Below are 15,856 nucleotides of genomic sequence, written 5' to 3' on the forward strand. Positions count from 1 at the left end.
GACTGCGCCAGCTTCGTCTTTGCGGAAGTTTTTGATGAACTTGATCATGGGATTTCTCCAGTAAAGGGGGGCAATAGAGCAGGGCGAGGCCCTTTAGGCTGTCCTGCTCCTATGAGAAGCTCTCAGGTTTTAGTTGGAGCTGCTGGTTGTTGCGATGGTGCTGGTTGTTGCGTCAGCAGAGGTCAGTGCCGCGGCTGCTTCAGTGGTCAGGCCGGAAGTTGTGGTTTCGATTGCAGTGAATGCTGCAACGGCCAGGCCAACAACGGCAGCGGTCAGAACAACCCAGTCTACGGTAACTGCGCCAGCTTCGTCTTTGCGGAAGTTTTTGATGAACTTGATCATGGGATTTCTCCAGTAAAGGGGGGCAATAGAGCAGGGCGAGGCCCTTTAGGCTGTCCTGCTCCTATGAGAAGCTCTCAGGGATTAGTTGGAGCTGCTGGTTGTTGCGATGGCGCTGGTTGTTGCGTCAGCAGAGGTCAGAGCCGCGGCTGCTTCAGTGGTCAGGCCGGAAGTTGTGGTTTCGATTGCAGTGAATGCTGCAACTGCGAGGCCAACAACGGCTGCAGTCAGAACAACCCAGTCTACGGTGACTGCGCCAGCTTCGTCTTTGCGGAAGTTCTTGATGAACTTGATCATGGTGTGTCCCTCCAAAGGATCTAAGAATTTGTGCCACCTTGTCGGGGATGGTGGCAGCTCTCTCCTGTGCCGTCCCGACTTGGTATGGATGCAATATCCGCGTCGAATGGGGCGGGAATTGGGCGCAAGTGGCTCGATTTTGGATCATCTGGAAAATGTTGAATTTTCAGAATTAAGTTTATGTTTTTAAACGTTAAAAAAATTAACCAGCAGCTTGGATAAATCTTTGGTTCGCTGGTTGAGGGCGCGAATCCGCGTCGATTTGGGCGGAATCGGCTGTCTAAAACTGGTCCGCAGCTGTGAAATTTGCGAGACTGAAAGAAAATACGCCGAGCAGGATTGATAAATGGTTGATTTTAGGTGGGTAAGGTGCTGCGCACTGATGTGTTGTGTGGGATTTGCAACCGGTCTGGCGGCGGAGGCCCCCAAGCCCTTTCCTGATTTTTCCGCCAAAAGGGTGAAGCCGCCAACTCCGGGGCAGAGCAAGCGCATTACCGTTCAAATCACGCCTGCAGAACCGGCGCTTGCGGCGCAAGAGGCCGAGGGAGATGCGCCGATCGCCGCGCCAGCGGTACAGACCATGGCGTGGTTTTGGCAGGATATTTCACCTGATGTGACCGCGAGTGGTCCTGGACGGCTTGAGCCTGCGCTGCAGCGGCTCTCCAATCCGCCGGAAGGTGGGCGGCTGGCGACGCCGCGGTTGGCGACGCTGCAAGCGATTACGGCAAATCACGGCACAGATATTTTGCTCGCCTCAATCGGCACCACTGTTTCACCCGCATTGGCATTGGCGGTGATTGCGGTGGAGAGCGCGGGGCAGGCGGATGCGGTCAGCAAGGCCGGAGCGCAGGGGCTGATGCAGCTGATGCCGGACACCGCTGCGCGCTTTGAGGTGGCGGACGCTTTTGACGGGGCGGACAATATCGGCGGCGGCATTCGGTATCTGGATTTTCTGATGGAGAAATTCTCAGGCGATCCGATTTTGGTGCTGGCGGGCTATAACGCGGGGGAAAACTCCATCGCGACCCACGGCGGGGTGCCGCCATTTCCCGAGACGCGCGCGTATGTGCCCAAAGTGCTCGCGGCCTTTGAGGTGGCGCGGGCGTTGTGCATCACGCCGCCTGAGTTGATTTCGGATGGGTGTGTTTTTGTGAAACCTTAACGGCGCCACTCTGAGGCGGCGCCGGTAAGCTGATGTTTGAGCCGTGAGAAACGGGCCGTTTGGTGCTGCGTCAGCAGTTTGGCACGTTGACGGCCAGACCACCCAGAGAGGTCTCTTTGTACTTCTCGTGCATGTCCGCACCGGTCTGGCGCATGGTTTCGATGACGGAATCCAGCGGCACAAAGTGCTGGCCATCTCCGCGTAGGGCTAGGGAGGCGGCAGATACGGCCTTGATCGCGCCAAGGCCGTTGCGCTCGATGCAGGGCACCTGCACCAGGCCTTTGACCGGGTCGCAGGTCATGCCCAAGTGGTGCTCAAGCGCGATTTCGGCGGCGTTTTCCACCTGTTCCGGCGTGCCGCCCATCACGGCGCAGAGGCCTGCGGCGGCCATGGCGGAGGCTGAGCCGACTTCGGCCTGACAGCCTGCCTCTGCACCGGAGATTGAGGCGTTGAACTTCACCAGTCCGCCGATGGCGGCGGCGGTCAGCAGGAATTCTTCGACCCGGCTGGCGCTTGCACCTGGCACATGATCGAGCCAGTAGCGGATCACCGCAGGCATCACACCAGCCGCGCCATTGGTGGGGGCGGTCACAACCTGCCCGCCAGCGGCGTTTTCTTCGTTCACCGCCATGGCATAAGCGCTCATCCAGTCGTTGATTGTGTGGGGCGCGTTGAGGTTCATACCGCGTTCGGCCAGCAGCGCGTCATGGATGCCTTTGGCGCGGCGGCGCACATTCAGCCCACCGGGCAGGGTGCCATCTGTGGTCAGGCCGCGCTCAATGCAGTCGTTCATGACTTGCCAGATCCGGGCGCAACCCTTGGCAAGGCTTTCGGTGCAGCCGCGTGCGATTTCGTTGGAGCGCTTCATCTGGGCAATGGATTTGCCGGAGTGTTCGGCCATCTCCAGCATTTCTGCTGCGGATTTGAAGGGATAGGGGATTGGCGCGCCTTCGTCGGTGGCTGCGCCGCTTTCCAGCTCTGCTTCTGTCAGCACAAAGCCACCGCCAATGGAGTAGTAGGTTTCCTGCAGGATCACGTCGCCCTGCGCATCGGTGGCCATGAGGATCATACCGTTGGCGTGGCCCGGCAGGTTGGGGCCGAAGTCAAATTTGAGATCTTCGCGCGGCTCAAAGGCGAGCGGGTGCAGGCCTTCTGGGTGGACCTGGCCGGTGGTGCGGATCTGTTCCAGCGTGACTTCCGCTTTTTCGTGGTCATAGCTGTCTGGCAGAAAGCCTGCGAGGCCCAGAATGGTGGCGCGGTCGGTCGCGTGGCCGACGCCGGTGAAGGCGAGAGAGCCATGCAGGCTTGCGCGCAGGCCGTGGGCGTCAAAGGGGGAGGCGCGCAGCACATCAAGAAAGCGCGCGGCCGCAACCATGGGGCCCATGGTGTGGGAAGAGGAGGGGCCAACGCCCACTTTGAACATATCAAAGACAGAGAGAAACATTAGGTGGCAGATCCTTCTGGCGGTGCAGCTAGAGCGGGGTTGGTAAAGGGTGTCGGGCCCAGACCTTCGGCGATCTGAGCGGCATGGGTGCTGGCCCGCGCTTCGGCGCGGGTGCAAATGCGCAGGAGCGTGGGGTAGCGGTTGATGTCAAACCAGCGGTGATCGGGCAGATCGGCGTAGAGTTTGGTCCAGCGCAGCAGGCAGGGCACATAGATATCCAGCAAAGTGGGGGCCTCTGCGCCTGCGAGATCGGGCGTCTGAGTGAGGCCGTCTTCTAGAATCTGCAGGTCCTGCTCCAGACGTTGGCGGAAAATTTTGCGCAGCTGGGCCTGATGCTCGGGATCGTGGCCGATGAATTTTTCAGGATAGAAGAAATGCCGCAGGTCAATCTGGAAGGTGTTTGAGCACCAGAACATCCACTTGAGAAAGGGCGCGCGCAGCGGGGAGCCGGTTGGCGGCGCCAGTTTTCCAGTAGTCTCAGAAAGCCACATCAGAATGGCAGCGGTTTCAAACAGAACGCCGTCTGAGGTTTCCAGAACCGGAATGGTGCCATTGGGGTTCAACGCCAGATAAGCGGGAGAGCATTGCGCCTTGTTGCGCCGGTCCACGAGCAGTGTCTCATACGACAGGCCAAGCTCCTCCAGTGCCAGCCGAATGATCAGCGAGGCATTGTCTGGGGCATAGTGCAGGCGAAAGGTCTCTATCATATCTCTGTTTTATCCGTGCGGGCGGGGGAGGTGCGGCGCAAAAGCGACGTTTCCGATGGGAAACACGCAGCATCGCCAAGGTCAATGTCAGTGGCGACACCCGGAGCAGATTTTGGGCGCTGAAATCGCCAAAAGCACCGTATTGCACGGAATTTAGAGCAATCGGCTCTCGCCCCCGGCGGCCATCTTTTCTATAAAGCTGCAAAGTATGCAGGGAGTTGCCGCAATGACCGGAGAATTGTCGCCCATCGACAAGGCCAAATTTGTCGCCGCCAAACGCGCCACGGACTATGTCGAGGATGGCATGCGCGTGGGGCTGGGGACCGGATCAACCGCGGCCTGGCTGGTGCGGTGCCTTGGCGAAATGGTGCGCGATCAGGGTCTGCGGATCAAAGGCGTGCCAACCTCCACCCGCACTGCCGAGCTGGCGCGGGAAGTGGGCATCGAGGTGATCAGCCTTGATGAAGCCAAGTGGCTGGATGTGACCATTGACGGCGCGGATGAGTTTGATGCGGATCTCAATCTGATCAAAGGCGGCGGTGGCGCGCTGTTGCAGGAGAAGATCGTGGCCACCGCCTCTGATCAAATGGTTGTGATTGCTGATGTGGGCAAAGAGGTCGAGACGCTGGGCACGTTCCCTTTGCCGCTGGAGGTCGTGCCCTTTGGCTGGCAGACCACACAGGCGTTGATTGAAGAGACCCTCGTGAGCATGGATGTGCTTGGCCGGACAAGCACATTGCGGATGAATGGCGCTGCGCCTTTTGTGACCGATGAGGGCAATCACATCCTCGATTTGCACCTCAACCGGATCGGCGATGCACGCCAGCTTGCGCTGGCAATCAACCAGATGCCGGGCGTGGTTGAAAACGGACTCTTCATCGATATCTGTGATGCTGTTGTGGTCGGCTATGGCGACGGTCGCGTGGAAGTGCGTGACATCAATGCCGGCACAATCGAAGAAGCGATGCTGGATTTCGCAGAAACAGACAACCTGTTCACGGATCTTGTGGACTAACAAAAAGGCCAATCATGTCATTTGATTACGATCTCTTTGTCATCGGCGGTGGCTCCGGTGGTGTACGGGCTGCGCGTGTGGCGGCAGCCGAAGGTGTGAAGGTCGCCCTGGCCGAAGAGGACCGCTACGGGGGCACCTGTGTGATCCGGGGCTGTGTGCCCAAAAAGCTGATGGTGTTCGCCTCCGAATATTCCGGAATGGTGGGAGATGCGCAGGCCTATGGCTGGGACATCCAACTCGGTGATTTCAGCTGGGATGCGTTCAAGGTGAAGCTGCATGCGGAGCTGGACCGTCTGGAAGGCATCTACCGCAATCTGCTGAAGAACAGCGGTGTGGAGAGCTTTGACCAGCGCGCCAAGATGGTGGATGCCCACACTGTTGAGCTGGCCGATGGCACCCGCAAAACCGCCAAACATGTGCTGCTCGCCATGGGTGGCCGTCCGGTATGGCCGGACCTGCCGGGGGCGGAGCTGGGCATCAGCTCCAACGAGATTTTCCATCTGGAGAAGCTGCCGGAAAGCATCCTGATTGTGGGCGGCGGCTATATCGCCTCTGAATTTGCCGGTATCATGAACGGTCTTGGTGTGAAAACCACCCAGTTCTATCGCGGCCCGCAGATCCTGCGTGGGTTTGATGACGAAGCCCGCACCATGGTCTCTGAGGAGATGGTGCAGCGCGGCATTGACGTGCAGCTCAACACCAACGTGGCTGAGATGCGCAAAGAGGGGGAGCAGATCGCTGTCACCGACACCCACGGCAAGACCCATCTGTTTGATCAGGTCATGTTTGCCACAGGGCGTGCGCCCAACACCGAGAACATGGGGCTGGCAGAGATCGGCGTGAAGCTTGGCCGCAAAGGCGAAGTGGAAGTGGACAGCTACAGTCAGACCGGCGTGCCGTCGGTCTATGCGGTGGGCGATGTGACCGACCGCGTGAACCTGACCCCTGTGGCGATCCGCGAAGGCATGGCCTTTGTGGAAACTGTGTTCAAAGGCAACCCCACCGAGGTGGATCACGAGCTGATCCCGACCGCCATTTTCACACAGCCTGAAATGGGCACCGTGGGGCTGAGCGAGGAAGAAGCGGCAGCGCAGGAGCCGATTGAGGTCTATACTGCGAGCTTTAAGCCGATGCAGCAGGCCTTTGCCGGGCGCGCGGAGCGTGTGCTGATGAAGCTGATTGTCAGCAAGGCCAACCGCAAGGTGCTTGGCTGTCACATCGTGGCGCCGGGGGCAGGTGAGATGATCCAGCTTGCCGGCATCGCCGTAAAAATGGGCGCAACCAAAGAGGACTTTGACCGGACGGTGGCTGTGCACCCGACCATGTCAGAGGAACTTGTGACGATGAAGGTGCCCAGCCGCAGCACCTAAGCGGCGGATGGGTTGATTTTTTCGGCGCAGCCCTCAGGTTTAGAGGGTGCGCCAATGACGATACGTAGAGAGGGAAGATCCCGTATGGCAGGTAACAATGGCGGCCCCTGGGGAGGGGGCGGCAATAACCAAGGCGGCGGCGGAAATCGCGGCAACAACAATGGAAACGGCCAACGTCCGCCGCAGGGTGACGGGCCGCAGATCCCGGACATAGATGACCTGATGAAAAAGGGTCAGGATCAGCTGCGCGTTCTGATGGGCGGCCGTGGCGGTGGCGGAGGCCAGCGCAATGGCGGTGGTGCCGGAGGCCAAGGCGGCCCCGGTCTGACCAAAGGCACCGTTGCGATTGGTGCGCTGGTCGCTGCCGGTCTCTGGGCGATGGCGAGCTTTTACACCGTAAAGCCCGAAGAAAAGTCCGTTGAGCTGTTTCTTGGTGAGTATTCCGCAACCGGCAATCCGGGTCTGAACTTTGCCCCCTGGCCGCTGGTCACTGCCGAGGTTCTTCCGGTCACCAACGAACAGACCGAAGACATCCCGACCCGTGGCAGCCGCACGGATGGGCTGATGCTGACCGGGGACGAGAACATCGTCGACATTGATTTCCAGGTGGTCTGGAACATCTCTGATCCGGCGCAGTATCTGTTCAACCTGCGTGACCCGCAGGAAACCATCCGCGCCGTGTCTGAATCTGCGATGCGTGAAATCATCGCGCAATCTGAGCTGGCGCCGGTGCTGAACCGTGACCGTGGTATCATCACGGACCGTCTACAGGAGAGCATCCAAACCACGCTGGACACCTATAACTCCGGTGTGAACATCGTGCGGGTGAACTTTGACGGTGCCGATCCGCCCGAAGAAGTGAAAGACGCTTTCCGCGAAGTGCAATCGGCAAGTCAGGAGCGCGACCGTCTTGAGAAACAGGCAGACGCTTACTCCAACCGTGTGACCGCCGGGGCGCGTGGTGAAGCCGCGCAGATTCTGGAAGAGGCTGAAGCGTACCGTGCGCAGGTTGTGAACCAGGCACAGGGTGAGGCGAGCCGCTTCTCCGCTGTTCTGGAAGAATACGCCAAAGCGCCTGATGTGACCCGCAAGCGTCTTTATCTTGAGACCATGGAAGAGGTTCTGGGTGGCATCGATAAAGTGATCATCGATGAAAACACCGGGGATCAGGGCGTGGTGCCTTACCTGCCGCTGAACGAACTGCGCAAGGGGAACAACTGATATGAAAAAGACAACATATCTTCTGCCTGTTCTGGTGATCGTCATTGCCGGCATTCTGTCCTCCCTGTTCATCGTGGATGAACGCCAAAAGGCGCTGGTGCTGCAGTTTGGCCGTGTGGTCTCTGTGAAAGAGGATCCGGGTCTGGCGTTTAAAATTCCTCTGATTCAAGAGGTTGTGCGCTATGATGACCGTATCCTGAGCCGTGAAGTTGGCCCGCTGGAAGTCACCCCGCTGGATGACCGTCGTCTGATCGTGGATGCGTTTGCGCGTTTCCGGATTGCGGATGTCACCCAGTTCCGCCTGGCCGTTGGTGCCGGTGGTGAAGCGCTGGCGGAGCAGCGTCTGGACAACATCCTGCGGGCGCAGACCCGTGAGGTGCTCGGTTCTGTGCGGTCTGATCAGGTGCTGTCTACTGAGCGTGAAAGCCTGATGAACCGCATTCGCGACAATGCGATCTCTGAGGCACGTTCGCTGGGTCTGGAAGTGATCGACGTGCGTCTGAAGCGCACCGACCTGCCGCCAGCCAACCTTGAAGCGACCTTTGCACGGATGCGTGCAGAACGTGAACGGGAAGCGGCGGACGAGATTGCCCGCGGTGAAGAGGCTGCACAGCGTAAGCGCGCGCAGGCGGATCGTACCGTGGTGGAGCTTGTGTCTGATGCGCAGCGTCAGTCTGAGATCACACGCGGTGAAGCGGATGCGGAGCGGAACGCGATTTTTGCGCAGTCCTTTGGTGAAGATCCGGAATTCTTTGAATTCTACCGCTCGCTCAATGCGTACCGTGCGGCGCTGCAGTCCAACAACTCCACCATGGTGTTGTCGCCTGAGAGTGAATTCTTCAACTACTTCAAGGACGCGCAAGGCCGCTGATGCTGGGCGTTGCGCTTCTGGCCTTCGGGCTTGTGTTGATTGTGGAGGGGCTGGTGTACGCGCTGGCCCCTTCGATTGTCGAAGACCTGCTTGCGATGCTGCGCGCGATCCCCGAGACGCAGCGCCGCTATATGGGGCTTGCGGCAATGGCCCTTGGGCTGTTGTTGGTCTGGCTGGCCAAAGCGCTGGGCGCGTGAGCCGGTAAACTGAAACGCAAAAGGCCGCGAGAATGTCTCGCGGCCTTTGTGATTTTTGGGGTGATGTCTCAGGGGCGTTCGATGGCGATTGCCGTGCCTTCGCCGCCGCCGATGCAGATCGCCGCGACGCCGCGCTTCAGGCCGCGTTTTTCCATGGCATTCAAGAGCGTGACCATGATGCGCGCGCCGCTGGCCCCGATCGGGTGACCAAGCGCGCAGGCTCCACCGTTTACATTCACAATGTCGCGGCTCAGCCCCATCTCCTGCATGAAGGCCATCGGCACCACGGCAAAGGCTTCGTTGACCTCCCACAGCTCAACGTCTTCTTTCTGCCAGCCGATTTTCTTCAAAAGCTTCTGAGCCGCAGGCACCGGAGCTGTGGTGAACAGGCCGGGCGCCTGAGCGTGGCTGGCGTGCCCGACGATATGGGCGCGCACCTTGAGGCCCTGCGCTTCTGCAGCGTCCTCTGAAGCAATCACCAGTGCGGCAGCGCCATCCGAAATCGAAGAGCTGTTTGCGGGCGTAACCGTGCCGTCTTTGCGGAAGGCCGGTTTCAGCTGCGGAATTTTGTCGGGGCGCGCGTTGCCCGGTTGTTCATCTTCGCTGATTTCTACGGTGCCTTTGCGCGTGCTCAGGGTGACCGGGGCAATCTCGCCGTCAAAAGCGCCTGACTTTTGCGCCTCCAATGCGTTGGAGAGCGATTGCAGCGCGTATTCATCCTGCGCCTCGCGGGTGAACTGAAAGCTCTCCGCGCAATCTTCGGCAAAGGTGCCCATCAGGCGGCCCTTGTCATAGGCATCCTCAAGCCCGTCGAGGAACATGTGATCCACGACCTGCTGATGGCCAATGCGCGCGCCACCCCGCATTTTGGGCAGCACATAAGGTGCGTTGGTCATGCTCTCCATGCCGCCCGCGATCATGATGTCGCGGTCTCCCAAGGCGACGGTGTCAAACGCCATCATCGCGGCTTTCATGCCTGAGCCGCACATCTTGTTCAGTGTGGTGGCGGGCACCTCTTCGCCCAGCCCGGCCTTGAAGCCCGCCTGCCGTGCCGGAGCCTGACCCTGGCCCGCAGGCAAAACGCAGCCCATGAGCACCTCTTCGGCAGTCTCTGTCCCGGCGTCTTTCAGGGCCGCTTTGATCGCGGTGCCGCCCAGTTCGGCCGCCTCCACACCGTCAAAAGCCCCTTGAAACCCTCCCATTGGCGTGCGCGCGGCGCCTGCAATCACTACTCTCCGCATCCCTTCGCTCCTCCTCCGTGATGTCTTTCACTATGTGCTTGGCTTTGACGGGTAATCTTTGCAAGGATGTTTCAGGATGATGAGTCTGAAAAGGCACGCCGATAAACAATTTGGACCGGCCTCCGCTCATAACTTGGTAACGAATTCCGAATAGTGTTTCCTGAGGACGAATGTTGAAGGAGACGTCTTATGAATCTGTCGAGTAAGGCAGAGGGCGGAGCACTTGTGGTGTCAGTTCACGAAGCGCGCATTGATGCGTCTGTTGCGATTCAGTTCAAGGATCGTATGCGGGAAGAAACCGAGAATGCTGAAGGGCGCGTGGTGCTAAATTTGTCCGAAGTAGACTTCATCGATTCGAGCGGTCTGGGCGCGATTGTCGCGGCCATGAAGCAACTGGGCGGTGAAAACCCGCTGGAGCTCGCCGGGCTCAATGAGAATGTTGATAAGGTATTTCGTCTGACCCGCATGGATACGGTGTTCCGGATCCACGCGACGCTGGAAGAAGCCATCACCGAATAAGAAATCTTTGCAAAGTAGGGCACTCACACGCGTGACCAATTCGCAATCAGACATCCACATCGAGCTCGCAGGCACCCCGCAAGAGGTGCGAAATGCGCTCGAGACGCTGCGGCAGAAGCTGACAGCTGAGGAGTTTGCGGCCTGCAATGCGGGCGTGTTGGAATTGGTGCTGGCTGAAGTGCTGAACAATGTGGTCGAACATGCGCTGGCCGGACGCGAAGATGGCCAGATCGTGATCACCTGTAACTATGTTGAGCAGTGCTGGAACGTCGAAGTGCGTGACAATGGCGCGGCGATGCCGGATGGGCAGTTGCCAGCGGGCGTGATGCCCGATGTGGACGGTGCCATGGAAGAGCTGCCGGAAGGTGGCTTTGGCTGGGGGCTGGTGCGCACGCTCGCCGAAGACATTGATTACAAACGCCGAGCGTCCGGTCACAACGCTTTGCGCTTCCGCGTGCCCGACTAAGCGCGCAGCTTTCACGCACACTCCCATCTTTGATCAAAATCACGCGCCACTTTTTGGTGAGGCGGTTGCAAAGCGCGTCACGCTCCCTAACATCCGTTAACAAGTGAGGGAGAGTTCATGAGAGATTTTCATTTTCCGGGCCGGTCCGCTGTCATGGCGACCAACGGCATGTGCGCGACGTCCACGCCTCTGGCGGCAGAGGTGGCGGTCGACATCCTGCGCAAAGGAGGCAACGCGATGGATGCGGCCATCGCTGGATCTGTGCTGCTGGGGATTTGTGAGCCTGCGTCAACGGGGATTGGGGGCGATTGTTTTGCGCTGGTCTCACCGGCGGGCAGCAATGATGTTTTGGCCTTTAACGGATCTGGCCGCGCGCCTGCCGGGGCCAATGCCGCCGATCTGCGCGGGCGGGGGCTTGAAGCGGTGCCAATCTTTGGTGTGGAGGCCGTGACCATTCCCGGTGCGATTGATGGGTTTTGCACATTGTCTGAGCGCTACGGCAAACTTGGGATCGCCGACAGCCTCGCACCGGTGATCCGCTATGCCGAAGAGGGCATTCCGGTGGGGCCACGGTCGGCCTTTGACTGGCACCAGACCCAAGGCAATCTGCAAGGGCACGGGCGCCGGCACTACCTGAAAGACGGCAAGCCGCTGGTGAAAGGCGATATTTTCCGCGCGCCGGGACAAGCAGAGGTTTTGCGCCGCGTGGCAGCACAGGGGCGCGATGCTTTTTACACCGGGGAAATCGCCGAGGATATGGTGGCGACTCTGCAGGCGATGGGTGGTGCCCATACGCTTGAGGATTTTGCGGCCACCGCCGGAAATGACACAACCCCGATTGGCGGCACCTACAAGGGCGCTGAGCTGCTGGAGCATCCGCCCAACGGGCAGGGCGCAACCGCGATCCTGATGCTCAATATCCTCAATCATTTTGACATCGCGTCGATGGATCCCTTTGGCGTGGCGCGCACGCATATTGAGGCAGAAGCCGCCAAGCTGGCCTATGATGCGCGCGACCGCCTGATTGCCGATCCGGACACCACAGCCCGCACCGAACATATGCTGTCGCTGAAGACCGCAGAAAAACTTGCCACGTTGATTGATCCTAAGCGCGCGATGGCCGCTGCTGCGCCGCTGACGGAGGCGGTACATAAGGACACGGTTTATCTGACGGTTGTGGATAAAGACGGCATGGCGGTGTCGATGATCTATTCGATTTTCCACGCCTTTGGATCGGGCATTGCCTCTGACAAATTCGGGATCCTGATGCAGAACCGGGGCGGGGGCTTTACCCTGAAAGAAGGCCACCCGAACGAAATGCTGGGTGGCAAACGCCCGATGCATACCATCATTCCGGGCATGGTGCGGCGGGACGGCCGTGTGGAAATGCCCTTTGGCGTGATGGGTGGCCATTATCAGCCCAACGGGCACGCGCGCGTGCTGTCCAACATCGAAGATTTCGGCATGGACCCGCAGGCCGCGCTGGATGCGCCACGGTCCTTCACTGAAGATGGCGAGCTGAAACTGGAGCGTGGTTACAGTGATGCGGTGAAGCAAGGGCTCGCGGATCTGGGGCACAATGTGGTGGTGCCTGCGATGCCGATTGGGGGCGCGCAGGCCATTCGCATTCATGCTTCAGGCGTTCTGGAGGGGGCGTCTGATCCGCGCAAAGACGGCGCAGCAATCGGGTATTAATCATGGCCATCACACCAATCAAAACACTTGTGGAGAACGCCAAAGCGGACATTCGGACGCTGTCGCAAGAAGAGGCCGCCGAGATGGTGGCCGCAGGCGAGGCGCTGTTTGTTGATATCAGAGATCCGCGTGAGCTGGCGCGCGATGGACGCATTGAGGGCGCCTTTCATGCACCGCGCGGTATGTTGGAATTCTGGATTGCGCCAGACAGCCCTTACCACAAAGAGGAGCTGGCAACCGACAAGACACCGATCCTGTATTGTGCCAGCGCCTGGCGCTCTGCGCTGACGGTGAAGGCACTGCAGGACATGGGTGTCGAGAATATCGCAGAAATGGAAGGCGGCTTTGGCGCATGGAAGAAACGCGGCGCGCCGATTGTCACCGAGTAAACAAAAGCGCCGGGTCTGGTGGCCCGGCGTCGCTTCATGTGCGTTTGGCAGATTTCAGTTCAGCGCGAAGTGCAGCGGGTAGGAGCCATCTTCAAACGGGCCGAACATCTCATCCAGATCCGGATGGGTCACAGGCTCGCCGGAGTAGTCCGCAATCAGGTTCTGCTCTGACACATAGGCCACATAGTAGCTTTGTTCGTTTTCAGCCAGCAGATGATAGAAAGGTTGCTCTTTCGCAGGGCGGCTGTCCTCGGGAATGGCTTCGTACCACTCTTCGGTGTTGGCAAATTCAGGATCAACATCAAACACCACACCCCGGAAAGGATGCTTGCGGTGACGGACCACTTGGCCAAGGTAATATTTCGCGCGTGTTTTTAACATGTGTTGCAGGCCCTACTCCTCAAAGTTAGACCCTGCAAGGGGGCTTTGTCCAACTTTAGCCGAATTTTAGCGGGAAACAGTCTGTGAACCTAATCTTAACAGTGTTGGAAATTGTCGCGCCGGTGTTCCTGGTTGCGGGGGTTGGATTTGCCTGGGTCAAGGCGGGTTTTGAATATAGAATTCAATTCGTTACGCGCCTTGGCGTGAATTTGGCGGTGCCCTGTCTGATCTTCACGGCGCTGATGAAAACGGAGGCGGATCTTGGCGATTTGGCGCGCCTGACAGCGGCTGGATTTGCGGGATATTTTGCGACCGGCGCGCTCGGTTGGCTGCTCCTGAAGCTGGCCGGATTGGACCTGCGCACCTATCTTGCACCCTTCATTTTTGGCAATACGGGCAACCTTGGTGTGCCGCTTGCGCTCTTTGCCTTTGGGCAGGCCGGGCTTGAAGCCTCAGTCGTGCTTTTGGCGGTCACGGCGCTCTTGTCCTTCACCTGGGGCATCTGGATTGTGGCGGGTGAGGGGGCATTGGGCAAAATGGTGCAGGAGCCGATGATCTGGGCCACTTTGTTGGGCGCGCTGTTTCTCTACATGGGCTGGGAAACGCCCGACGTTATGACCAACACGCTTGATTTGATCGGGCAGATGGCCATCCCGCTTATGCTGCTGACACTTGGGGTTGCCGTGGCGCGGCTGACACCCGGGCGGGTCATGATTGCGGTCTGCCTGTCGGTTGTGAAGTTTCTGGCCTGTGCTGCGATCGGTTGGGGAATCGCCTCGCTGTTCGGACTGTCGGGCCTTTTGCTGGGCGTTCTGGTGCTGCAGATGGCGATGCCTGTGGGGGTCAGCAGCTATCTTCTGGCGGAGAAATATGAGGCGGATGCGGATGCGGTTGCGGGCTTTGTGGTGGTTTCCACTGTGGCGTCGGTGATTGGGCTGCCGCTCCTGTTAACCTTGTTGTTATAACGTCCAATTGTGATTTACCGCCGCACTGGAAATCCGGTAGACTGACAAAAAAGACAATATGAAATAGCGAGAGGCAGATGAGCAGACTTCTCTTCGCGCTGGTGCTTTTGGGCTTTGTGGCTGCGTGTAGCAGCACCGATACCCGCGCGCCCAGCAACTTGGAAAACGCTTGTGCGATTCTGAAAGAACGGCCGCACTTCAAGCGCGCGTTCACCACCACCCAACGCAAGTGGGGGGTTCCGGTGCATGTGCAGATGGCTGTGCTGTATCAGGAGAGCAAATTCATCGGCAATGCGCGGACACCGCATAAATATGCGCTGGGTGTGCTGCCGATGGGCCGTCAGAGCAGCGCCTATGGTTATGCGCAGGCGCTGGATGGCACGTGGGATGAGTATAAGCGCGAGACCCGCAGCCGGGGCGCGCGGCGCGATGACATTCGCGATGCCACTGATTTTATGGGCTGGTACATGAATGAATCGCGCGACCGCAACGGCGTGTCTCTGCATGACGCGCGTGCGCAGTACCTGAACTATCACGAAGGTCATACCGGCTACGCGCGCGGCAACTATCGCAATAAGCCTTGGCTTACGCGGATTGCCGATGACGTGGCCAGCCGCTCGGCGCGCTACCAGCAGCAGCTGAAGAGCTGTTCGCGGATCTGGTAAGCGAAGCGCCAAACTTTCAAGCAAGACACACGTTTCACAGCGCCTTTCGGGGCGCTGTTTTGTTTGGGTGGCAGGGTTTAATTTTGAAGCATTGACAATTCCGACTAAAATAGTCAGAAAGAGGTCAGCCACCCGATGGGAAGCCGAACACCGCAATTGATGGAGCGTCCCATGACCATGCAAACTCAGACCACCGACTACACAAATGCGATGCCAGTGCACGATGCGCGTATCCTGACCGGGGAAAACGGCCTGGCGCACATTCGCCTGAATGACCAGCTCTATACGCTGCGCATCACCCGCGCAGGAAAATTGATTCTGACCAAATGAGCGGCGCGATGACACGCGGAGCGCAGCGCGTCGGGTTGCTCGAAGATCTCAACGATGTAGAGCGATTGGCCGTGCGGTGGTTGCGCCATTGGGAGCGTGATCCCGAGGGGCAGGCCGCTTTGCAGAACAGTTTGGGTATGGCTCTGGGGCCGGAGCGCGCCCGCAATGTGAGCGGTGTGTTTGCTGATTTGATGCAGGTTGGTCACCAGTTTGGCCGTCGTCCTCTGTGCCGTCACGGGCTCTATTGCAACTGTCTGGGGGCCGATGAGGCGGTGTTTGCGCATCTGATCGAGGCCGCGTCAAACGGAGAAAACGAAGATGCTGCGCTGCTGGCGTCGCTGATCGTGCGCCCGGATATGGCCCTTTGTTTTTCGGGACTTGCCGCAGAGTTTGGCATTGCGCTGGCTGCGTTCACACGGGCCGTGCCCAAGCCAAAGCGACGCCCTGTGCCCAAACGGCCTTCGCTGAAGGCAGAGACGCAAGCGGCTGCCTCTCACACTTTGCACTGATGTCGAAGGGCTCAGCCCTTCGCCCTTCCTAAAATATCACGCCGGTTCACGGGCAATTGTGCCAACGCGGCGG

At 59.1% G+C, this 15,856-nt stretch carries 20 protein-coding genes; 14 read left to right on the forward strand and 6 right to left on the reverse strand.

From position 1 onward, the window contains the following. Positions 1–129: 129 nt before the first annotated feature. Both J7400_RS19605 and J7400_RS19610 read right to left on the reverse strand, forming a co-directional pair. Entirely contained in the window at positions 130–342 is a 213-nt protein-coding gene (locus tag J7400_RS19605; protein WP_209064500.1) for a hypothetical protein, read from the reverse strand. 81 nt (positions 343–423) lie between these two features. Next, positions 424–636, reverse strand: coding sequence for a hypothetical protein (locus J7400_RS19610; RefSeq protein WP_209065800.1), 213 nt, complete (start codon positions 634–636; stop codon positions 424–426). A 391-nt stretch (positions 637–1,027) separates the two neighbouring features. Here J7400_RS19610 and J7400_RS19615 point away from each other — a divergent pair, with 391 nt between their 5' ends. After that, positions 1,028–1,798 (forward strand): lytic transglycosylase domain-containing protein, encoded by a 771-nt coding sequence (locus tag J7400_RS19615; RefSeq protein ID WP_348540216.1) that lies wholly within the window; start codon positions 1,028–1,030, stop codon positions 1,796–1,798. A 70-nt stretch (positions 1,799–1,868) separates the two neighbouring features. Here J7400_RS19615 and J7400_RS19620 read toward each other — a convergent pair whose 3' ends face one another. Both J7400_RS19620 and J7400_RS19625 read right to left on the reverse strand, forming a co-directional pair. Further along, the gene (locus J7400_RS19620; protein ID WP_209065802.1) at positions 1,869–3,242 is read right to left on the reverse strand and encodes an L-serine ammonia-lyase; all 1,374 of its coding nucleotides are present in this window, start codon (positions 3,240–3,242) and stop codon (positions 1,869–1,871) included. Next, a complete protein-coding gene (locus tag J7400_RS19625; RefSeq protein WP_209065803.1) occupies positions 3,242–3,949 on the reverse strand; it encodes a glutathione S-transferase family protein in 708 nt (235 codons plus the stop codon). The genes J7400_RS19620 and J7400_RS19625 overlap by 1 nt, the downstream gene beginning before the upstream one ends. A gap of 226 nt (positions 3,950–4,175) precedes the next feature. Here J7400_RS19625 and rpiA point away from each other — a divergent pair, with 226 nt between their 5' ends. The 5 genes from rpiA to J7400_RS19650 all read left to right on the forward strand — a co-directional run bounded on the left by rpiA (position 4,176) and on the right by J7400_RS19650 (position 8,623). Next, positions 4,176–4,964: a ribose-5-phosphate isomerase RpiA gene (gene rpiA / locus J7400_RS19630; RefSeq protein ID WP_209065804.1), complete on the forward strand. Its 789-nt coding sequence runs from the start codon at positions 4,176–4,178 to the stop codon at positions 4,962–4,964. Between the two features lie 14 nt (positions 4,965–4,978). Next, a complete protein-coding gene (gene gor, locus J7400_RS19635) occupies positions 4,979–6,334 on the forward strand; it encodes a glutathione-disulfide reductase (protein ID WP_209065805.1) in 1,356 nt (451 codons plus the stop codon). 84 nt (positions 6,335–6,418) lie between these two features. Continuing rightward, positions 6,419–7,555, forward strand: a complete 1,137-nt coding sequence (hflK, locus tag J7400_RS19640; protein ID WP_209065806.1) for an FtsH protease activity modulator HflK — start codon at positions 6,419–6,421, stop codon at positions 7,553–7,555. A 1-nt stretch (position 7,556) separates the two neighbouring features. Next, positions 7,557–8,426, forward strand: coding sequence for a protease modulator HflC (locus J7400_RS19645; RefSeq protein WP_209065807.1), 870 nt, complete (start codon positions 7,557–7,559; stop codon positions 8,424–8,426). Next, a complete protein-coding gene (locus tag J7400_RS19650; protein WP_209065808.1) occupies positions 8,426–8,623 on the forward strand; it encodes a DUF2065 family protein in 198 nt (65 codons plus the stop codon). Before J7400_RS19645 ends, J7400_RS19650 begins: the two co-directional genes overlap by 1 nt. A 68-nt stretch (positions 8,624–8,691) precedes the next feature. Here J7400_RS19650 and J7400_RS19655 read toward each other — a convergent pair whose 3' ends face one another. Beyond that, positions 8,692–9,864: an acetyl-CoA C-acyltransferase gene (locus tag J7400_RS19655; protein ID WP_209065809.1), complete on the reverse strand. Its 1,173-nt coding sequence runs from the start codon at positions 9,862–9,864 to the stop codon at positions 8,692–8,694. A gap of 189 nt (positions 9,865–10,053) precedes the next feature. Here J7400_RS19655 and J7400_RS19660 point away from each other — a divergent pair, with 189 nt between their 5' ends. From J7400_RS19660 to J7400_RS19675, 4 genes are all read left to right on the forward strand, one after another. After that, positions 10,054–10,383 (forward strand): STAS domain-containing protein, encoded by a 330-nt coding sequence (locus J7400_RS19660; protein WP_209065810.1) that lies wholly within the window; start codon positions 10,054–10,056, stop codon positions 10,381–10,383. A gap of 31 nt (positions 10,384–10,414) precedes the next feature. Next, positions 10,415–10,849 carry an ATP-binding protein gene (locus tag J7400_RS19665; protein ID WP_209065811.1) on the forward strand — a complete coding sequence of 145 codons (435 nt, stop codon included), beginning with the start codon at positions 10,415–10,417 and terminating at the stop codon, positions 10,847–10,849. Positions 10,850–10,966: 117 nt separating this feature from the next. After that, positions 10,967–12,544, forward strand: a complete 1,578-nt coding sequence (locus J7400_RS19670) for a gamma-glutamyltransferase family protein (protein ID WP_209065812.1) — start codon at positions 10,967–10,969, stop codon at positions 12,542–12,544. A 2-nt stretch (positions 12,545–12,546) separates the two neighbouring features. Continuing rightward, positions 12,547–12,933: a rhodanese-like domain-containing protein gene (locus tag J7400_RS19675; RefSeq protein ID WP_209065813.1), complete on the forward strand. Its 387-nt coding sequence runs from the start codon at positions 12,547–12,549 to the stop codon at positions 12,931–12,933. 54 nt (positions 12,934–12,987) lie between these two features. Here J7400_RS19675 and hspQ read toward each other — a convergent pair whose 3' ends face one another. After that, positions 12,988–13,314, reverse strand: coding sequence for a heat shock protein HspQ (hspQ, locus tag J7400_RS19680; RefSeq protein WP_209065814.1), 327 nt, complete (start codon positions 13,312–13,314; stop codon positions 12,988–12,990). Positions 13,315–13,397: 83 nt separating this feature from the next. Between hspQ and J7400_RS19685 the strand changes: the two genes are divergently transcribed. The 4 genes from J7400_RS19685 (at position 13,398) to J7400_RS19700 (ending at position 15,783) form a co-directional block, all read left to right on the forward strand. Continuing rightward, on the forward strand, positions 13,398–14,279 hold the full coding sequence (locus J7400_RS19685) for an AEC family transporter (protein WP_209065815.1): 882 nt from the start codon (positions 13,398–13,400) through the stop codon (positions 14,277–14,279). A gap of 77 nt (positions 14,280–14,356) precedes the next feature. Beyond that, entirely contained in the window at positions 14,357–14,944 is a 588-nt protein-coding gene (locus J7400_RS19690; RefSeq protein WP_209065816.1) for a lytic transglycosylase, read from the forward strand. A 210-nt stretch (positions 14,945–15,154) separates the two neighbouring features. After that, a complete protein-coding gene (gene hemP, locus J7400_RS19695; RefSeq protein WP_247738944.1) occupies positions 15,155–15,274 on the forward strand; it encodes a hemin uptake protein HemP in 120 nt (39 codons plus the stop codon). 8 nt (positions 15,275–15,282) lie between these two features. Continuing rightward, the gene (locus J7400_RS19700) at positions 15,283–15,783 is read left to right on the forward strand and encodes a hypothetical protein (protein ID WP_209065818.1); all 501 of its coding nucleotides are present in this window, start codon (positions 15,283–15,285) and stop codon (positions 15,781–15,783) included. Positions 15,784–15,856: the final 73 nt, after the last annotated feature.

This window comes from Shimia sp. R9_2 (assembly GCF_017743735.1).
Lineage (GTDB): Bacteria > Pseudomonadota > Alphaproteobacteria > Rhodobacterales > Rhodobacteraceae > Shimia.